This window comes from Mycobacterium sp., from assembly GCF_039583785.1.
Taxonomy (GTDB): domain Bacteria; phylum Actinomycetota; class Actinomycetes; order Mycobacteriales; family Mycobacteriaceae; genus Mycobacterium.
On record NZ_JAVKSG010000008.1, the window covers coordinates 75,246 to 81,571 of the forward strand.

The window sequence follows — 6,326 nt, forward strand, 5'->3', positions numbered from 1 at the left end:
CCTTGCAGACCAGCAGAACCTTGCGCCACGACGAGTCCATTCCGGGGTGGTCGTCGCGGGTGTGGCCGCCGCGGCTTTCGGTGCGCTCCAACGCAGCCTTGGCGACGCATTCGCTGACCAGCAGCAGGTTGCGCAGGTCCAGCGCCAGGTTCCAGCCGGGGTTGTACTGGCGACCGCCTTGGACGTGAATGTGCTTGAACCGCTCGCGAAGCTGGTCCAGCCGTCCGAGGGCCTCGGTGATCTCCTCGGACTTACGGATGATGCCGACCAGGTCGTTCATCGAGTCTTGCAGCTCGAGCTGCAAGGTGTACGGGTTCTCCGCGGCGGCGCCGTTCGTCGGTGTCTGGAAAGGAGCCAGCGCCCGCTTCGCGGCGGTGTCGACGGCGTCCTCCGAGACCTTCGGACGGCTGCTCAACGCGCCCACATAGTCGGCGGCGCCAAGGCCGGCCCGACGGCCGAAGACCAAGAGGTCCGACAGCGAGTTGCCGCCGAGTCGGTTGGAGCCGTGCATACCGCCCGAGCACTCGCCGGCGGCGAACAGCCCGGGAACGGTGGCGGCGCCGGTGTCGGCGTCCACCTCGACGCCACCCATCACGTAGTGGCAGGTGGGGCCGACTTCCATCGGCTCTTTGGTGATGTCCACCCCGGCCAGCTCCATGAATTGGTGGTACATCGACGGCAGTCGCTTCTTGACCTGCTCGGGAGTCAACCGCGAGGCGATGTCGAGGTAGACCCCGCCGTGCGGGCCGCCGCGGCCGGCCTTGACTTCGGCGTTGATCGCGCGGGCGACCTCGTCACGAGGCAGCAGGTCCGGGGTGCGACGGGCCGAGTCGTTGTCCTTGAGCCACTGGTCGGCTTCCTGCTCGCTCTCGGCGTACTGGCCTTTGAACACCGACGGGATGTAGTTGAACATGAAGCGGGAGTTCTCCGAATTTTTTAATACCCCGCCGTCGCCGCGCACACCCTCGGTGACCAGGATGCCTTTCACGCTGGGTGGCCAGACCATGCCGGTCGGGTGGAACTGGATGAACTCCATGTTGATCAGCGTCGCGCCGGCTCGCAGCGCCAGCGCATGGCCGTCACCGGTGTACTCCCAGGAGTTCGACGTGACCTTGAACGACTTGCCGATGCCGCCGGTGGCCAGCACCACCGCGGGTGCCTCGAACAAGACGAAGTTGCCGCTTTCCCGGTGATAGCCGAAAGCGCCGGAGATCGCGTCACCGTCTTTGATCAGCTCGGTGATCGCGCACTCGGCGAAGACCTTGATCCGGGCTTCGTAGTCGCCCAGCTCGGCGTGGTCTTCCTGCTGCAGCGAGACGATCTTCTGCTGCATCGTGCGGATCAGCTCCAGGCCGGTGCGGTCACCGACGTGCGCCAGCCGCGGGTAGGTATGCCCACCGAAGTTTCGCTGGCTGATCTTGCCGTCTTTGAGACGGTCGAACAGCGCGCCGTAGGTCTCCAGCTCCCACACCCGGTCGGGCGCCTCTTTGGCGTGCAGCTCGGCCATCCGCCAGTTGTTCAGGAACTTCCCACCCCGCATCGTGTCGCCGAAGTGAGTTTTCCAGTTGTCTTTCGGGTTGGTGTTACCCATCGCGGCCGCACAGCCGCCCTCGGCCATCACCGTGTGGGCCTTGCCGAACAGCGACTTGGTTACCACCGCGACCTTAAGACCGCGTTCGCGCGCCTCGATGACCGCGCGCAGACCCGCGCCGCCGGCACCGATCACGACGACGTCGTAGGAGTGCCGTTCGACCTCAGTCATGAAACCTCACTAAACTCTTTGATACCCGTGAAACGGCTTGTCAGCCAACAAATCTCAGGTCGGAAATGGTGCCGCTAGCGACGAGCGCGATGTAGAAGTCGGTGAACATCAGGGTGCCCAGGGTGATCCAGGCGTACATCTTGTGGCGCGTATTGAGCCGACTGACCTGGGTCCAGATCCAATACCGCACAGGGTGTTTGGAGAAGTGCTTGAGCCGGCCGCCGGTGACGTGGCGGCACGAGTGGCAGGACAGCGTGTAGACCCACAGCATGATCACGTTGCCGAGCAGGATCACGTTGCCTAACCCGAAACCGAATCCAGCTGGCCCGTGGTCGGAGTGGAAGGCGACGATCGCGTCGTAGCTGTTGATCACCGAGATGATGCCGGCGGCGTAGAAGAAGTACCGGTGGGTGTTCTGGATGATCAGCGGGAACTTGGTCTCACCGGTGTAGTGCTCGCGAGGCTCGGCCACCCCACAGGCGGTGGGCGACTGCCATACCGTGCGGTAGTAGGCACCGCGGTAGTAGTAGCAGGTCAGCCGGAACAGCAGCAGGAACGGCAGCGTCAGCGCCGCGTACGGCAGCCACCACACGTCCGGCAGGATCTGTGGCCAGAAATCACTGGCCGCTTTGATGCATCCCTGGCTGACACATGGCGAATAGAATGGTGTCAAGTAGTGGTATTGCGGAACGAAGTAGTTGTTCTGCAAGAACGCGCGCACCGTCGCGTAAATGAGGAATGCGGCGAATCCCACGTCAATGCGCAGGGGCGACAACCACCACCTGTCGGTGCGTAGCGAACGTGCCTGGATGTGTGCGCGCGTAGGTGAAAAGACACCGGACGCAGGACGGTTCGCCGTAGGTGCGCTCATCAAATGTTCCTCTTCGAACGGGCTGTTCGTCGAAGACTACACAGAGCCGGCCCCCGGATTCCCGGCGGGCCGAGATGTCAGGACCGGTTGTGGCCCCCGACACCCTCGTCGTCGACGTCACGCCAGAAATCGCGGTCGTACTCGGTATCGGGAATGGCGATCTTCTCGCTGGACTGCGGCACGTTGACCGGCGTTAAGTCGAGTTCGGATACATCGGTGTCGAGTAATTCGACATCGCCGAGAAGGCGGTCGGCGTCAATGACGATGCGGCGCACCGCGGGGCTGTCGCTGTAGCGCGCCTTCAGTGAGCACACGCACCGCCGCAAGCCGCCGATGAGGTCGTGCAGTTCGGCCAGTTCGGTAGTGGTAGGCAACGGATCTCCCGGGAGGCGAAGGTGTCTTGGATCACAGTACGACGCCAATACTACCGAGCGCGCGGCGCAAGCGTGAGACGGATCACGCGTGCGCCGCTATCCCGGCGGGATCGGCTCCCGCACGCGGTGCGACCGCCGCAGGGCCATCCCAACTGTCTATGCCAGCCGAATGTCGGTTCGATTACCGACTAATGCCGCGGCGTTGCTCCCGGGGCGGTCGGCGCACGCGGCTACCAGACATCCCCGTCGCGCCAATCGCACGCCAACCCCGCGGTGGCGTCGAGGTTGGCCCCGAGCGGGAAAACGAAGACCGAGCCGTCGTCGTCGGGCGTTCGGGTCGGCCCGGTAGGCGCCAGCACCGACGTGGGCCCGCGCCACGGCAGCCAGCCGCGCAGCGTGTACAGGCGTCGGCCGCGGTCCGAGGAACTCAGCGCGCCAAGCTGATAGCCGCCGCGGATCACCTGCTCGCACGCGTCGAGGATGGCGATCGCCAGACCCTGCCCGCGCCAATCCTCGCGCACGGCAACAGCTTCGACGTACCCGCAACGCAGTGCGGCGCCGCTGTAGAGCAGCCGCCGCTGGGTGACCGCGCCGTGCGCGATGATTGCGCCGTGATGCCAGATCAGGGCGTGCATGCCGCCCAGCGCATGTTCCCAGTCGGTGTCGGTGAAATCGCCGCCGAAGGCCTCGCCGACCATGTCGTGGGCGCGCTGCCGGGCGTCGCTTTCCAGATCGGCGGTGTGGACCAGGCGGGCGGTGTGAACCTGGGTGGGCACCCTGCTGGTCTACCAGTTCGACGACTCCGCCGCTACCGAAGCCGACACTGAAGTCGGCAAAGATCTCGGGCGTGACCAGTGCAGGCGCACGGGCTGGCCGGGGCGCAGCTGGGCGACCTTGTCGATGTCTTTGTCGGCAATCACGCCCACCACCGGGTAGCCGCCGGTGACCGGGTGGTCGGGGCCGAGAATGACCGGTAATCCGTTGGGCGGCACTTGGATCGCGCCACGCGTCGCGCCCTCACTTGGCAGTTGGCGGCCCGGGTCGCGGTGCACCAGTGGCCGTCCCTGCAAGCGTATGCCCACCCTGTCGCCACGGTCGGAGGCCGTCCAGACGGTGCGCACCAGAGCGTCGGCGTCGGTGAGCCAGTCGTCGCGCGGTCCGGGCACCACCAGCAGGTCGACGAGTTGGCGCGGGATCGCCGCGACCGGAGCCTGGTCCAGTTTGGGGTAGTCCTCGGTGTGTTCCCCGATCGGCAACATCTGGCCGGGTCGCAGCGGAAGCGGGCCGATGCCCGACAGCACGTCGTAGCTGCGCGAGCCGAGCACCGGCGGTACGTCGAAACCGCCGCGTACCGCCAGGTAGCTGCGCAGCCCGGAGTGGGGGACGCCCAGCGAGATCAATTCGCCGTCGCGGAGATGCGCAATGCTGTTGGCGCCGAACATTGTTGAGCCGGCCGTGGCCCGAGTGTCAGCGCCCGTCACGGCGATGTCGACGGCGCCGCCGCGGACGCGTGCCGCGAATCCGCCCATCATCACCTCGACAGTGGCGCGGTCGGCCGGGTTGGCCACCAGCCGGTTGGCCAGCGTGTGCGCACGCCGATCCGCCGCTCCAGAGCGGGTGACGCCCAGGTGTGCGAGGCCTACCCGGCCGAGGTCCTGGACGACCGCCAGTGGTCCGGTGCGCAGAATCTCCAGAGCCGGCATGCGTTACGCCGCCCGGAATTGGACCCGGGTGCCTGGGGTCAGCAGCGCGGGGTCGGGTCGATCGACGTCCCACAACACCGCGTCGGTGCGGCCGATCAGCTGCCATCCGCCGGGGGAGCGACGCGGATAGATTCCGGTGAATTCGCCGGCCAGTCCGACGGCGCCGGCGGGGACCGAGGGGCGCGGGTCGGATCGACGCGGCACGGCCAGTCGCGGGTCGCCGCCCACCAGATACGCGAAACCCGGTGCAAAACCACAGAATCCGACAGTCCAGGGCTTGGCGGTGTGCGCGTCGACCACCTCCCGTGCGGTGAGTCCGGTGCGTTCGGCGACCTCGGCGATATCGTCGCCGTCGTAGACGACGTCGATCACCAGCGGCCCGCCCGCAGCGGTGGTTTGCGCGCCGGCGGCCACCTGCAGGGTGTGCAGCCGACGACGAACAGCGTTCTGTCGGCCGGACCCGTCGAGTTCGAGAAGTACTGTGCGCGCGGCCGGGACGATGTCGAGCACCCCGGGTATCCCGGCGTCGCGCAGCGCGGCCGACCACGCCAAAACCTCAGCGGTGCTGCCGCATTGCAGCAGCAGCGCTCGGTCTCCGTAGTCCAGGACCGTGCCGATCTCCCCCGCGCTCACTACTCGACGGTAACCCGGTGCGGTCCGAGTTGCCAGGGCCGTTCGTGGCTAGTGCAATACGGCGGCGATCAGCGGCGGCAACTGGTCCGCCACCAGCGGGTAGCTCAGCGGCGACGCGAAGGCGATGGCTCCGGTGAGGTCCTTGGTGGTGAAGACGCTGCGCGAACGCTGTTCCGCCACATCGGGATTCGCCAGCAGGACACCCTGCTCCGCCTCGCTTTCGGTGGTCCAGATCAAGAGTTCGGCGTCGCCCAGGACCGACGTGATCTTGTTGCGCGGGATGAATGCGCGGTGCTGATCGACGGCCAAGGCGGCGAGGCTCTCCGGGACGCCCAGGCCCATCTGCTTGAGGAACTCGGTTTGCCAGCCGGTGGTCGCGACCACGTTGTCGTCGTGCAGCTTGCCCTGCAGCAACAACACCCGCTTGTTCTTAAATTGCGGGTACTTCTCCGCGACGGCGGTGAATCCCTTGTCGACCCCGTCGATCAGCGCGGCGATCTGACCGGGTTGAAAGACCGCCTGGCCGATGGCTTTCGCCTGGTCTTTCCAGGGTTCGAAGAATGCGTCGCCGTCGGACTGCGCCAGCGTCGGCGCGATCGCCGCCAGCTTCTGGTAGGTGTCCTGATCCAGACCGGCGTCGGTGGCGACGATCAGATCCGGCTTCAGGGCCGAGATCTTCTTCACTTCAATCCCGTTGTCCAGGTTCAGCACAACGGGTTTGGCCGCCCCGAGTTTAGACTGGGCCCACGGCCACACGCCGAACGGCTGGTCGCCGAACCAGTTGGTCACCGCGATAGGGACGATCCCGAGCGCCAGCAGGTCGTCCTGCCCGGTGAAGCCCGCGCTGACCACCCGCTTGGGCGGATCGGTGATCGTCGTCTCACCGAAGGCGTGCCGGATGGTGACCGGCCCGCCGGCACTGCCACCGGTCGCCGCGGGCGGCGCCTTGTCCGACGAGCAACCCGCCAGTGCGAGCAGGCCGG

At 66.6% G+C, this 6,326-nt stretch carries 7 protein-coding genes; all 7 read right to left on the reverse strand.

What is annotated here, in order from left to right; translation table 11 throughout:
- On the reverse strand, positions 1-1,762 hold a 1,762-nt coding region (locus ABDV69_RS05445), incomplete at its 3' end, for a fumarate reductase/succinate dehydrogenase flavoprotein subunit (protein ID WP_343572334.1).
- Positions 1,763-1,802: 40 nt separating this feature from the next.
- Complete coding sequence (locus tag ABDV69_RS05450) at positions 1,803-2,633, reverse strand: hypothetical protein (protein WP_343572336.1); 831 nt, start codon at positions 2,631-2,633, stop codon at positions 1,803-1,805.
- A 77-nt stretch (positions 2,634-2,710) separates the two neighbouring features.
- Positions 2,711-3,007, reverse strand: a complete 297-nt coding sequence (locus tag ABDV69_RS05455; protein ID WP_343572338.1) for a hypothetical protein — start codon at positions 3,005-3,007, stop codon at positions 2,711-2,713.
- A 230-nt stretch (positions 3,008-3,237) separates the two neighbouring features.
- On the reverse strand, positions 3,238-3,783 hold the full coding sequence (locus tag ABDV69_RS05460) for a GNAT family N-acetyltransferase (protein WP_343572339.1): 546 nt from the start codon (positions 3,781-3,783) through the stop codon (positions 3,238-3,240).
- A 9-nt stretch (positions 3,784-3,792) separates the two neighbouring features.
- Positions 3,793-4,710 carry a 5-oxoprolinase/urea amidolyase family protein gene (locus tag ABDV69_RS05465; RefSeq protein WP_343572341.1) on the reverse strand — a complete coding sequence of 306 codons (918 nt, stop codon included), beginning with the start codon at positions 4,708-4,710 and terminating at the stop codon, positions 3,793-3,795.
- A 3-nt stretch (positions 4,711-4,713) separates the two neighbouring features.
- Positions 4,714-5,343: an allophanate hydrolase subunit 1 gene (locus tag ABDV69_RS05470; protein WP_343572342.1), complete on the reverse strand. Its 630-nt coding sequence runs from the start codon at positions 5,341-5,343 to the stop codon at positions 4,714-4,716.
- 48 nt (positions 5,344-5,391) lie between these two features.
- Positions 5,392-6,321 (reverse strand): ABC transporter substrate-binding protein, encoded by a 930-nt coding sequence (locus tag ABDV69_RS05475; RefSeq protein WP_343572350.1) that lies wholly within the window; start codon positions 6,319-6,321, stop codon positions 5,392-5,394.
- Between the last annotated feature and the right edge of the window lie 5 nt (positions 6,322-6,326).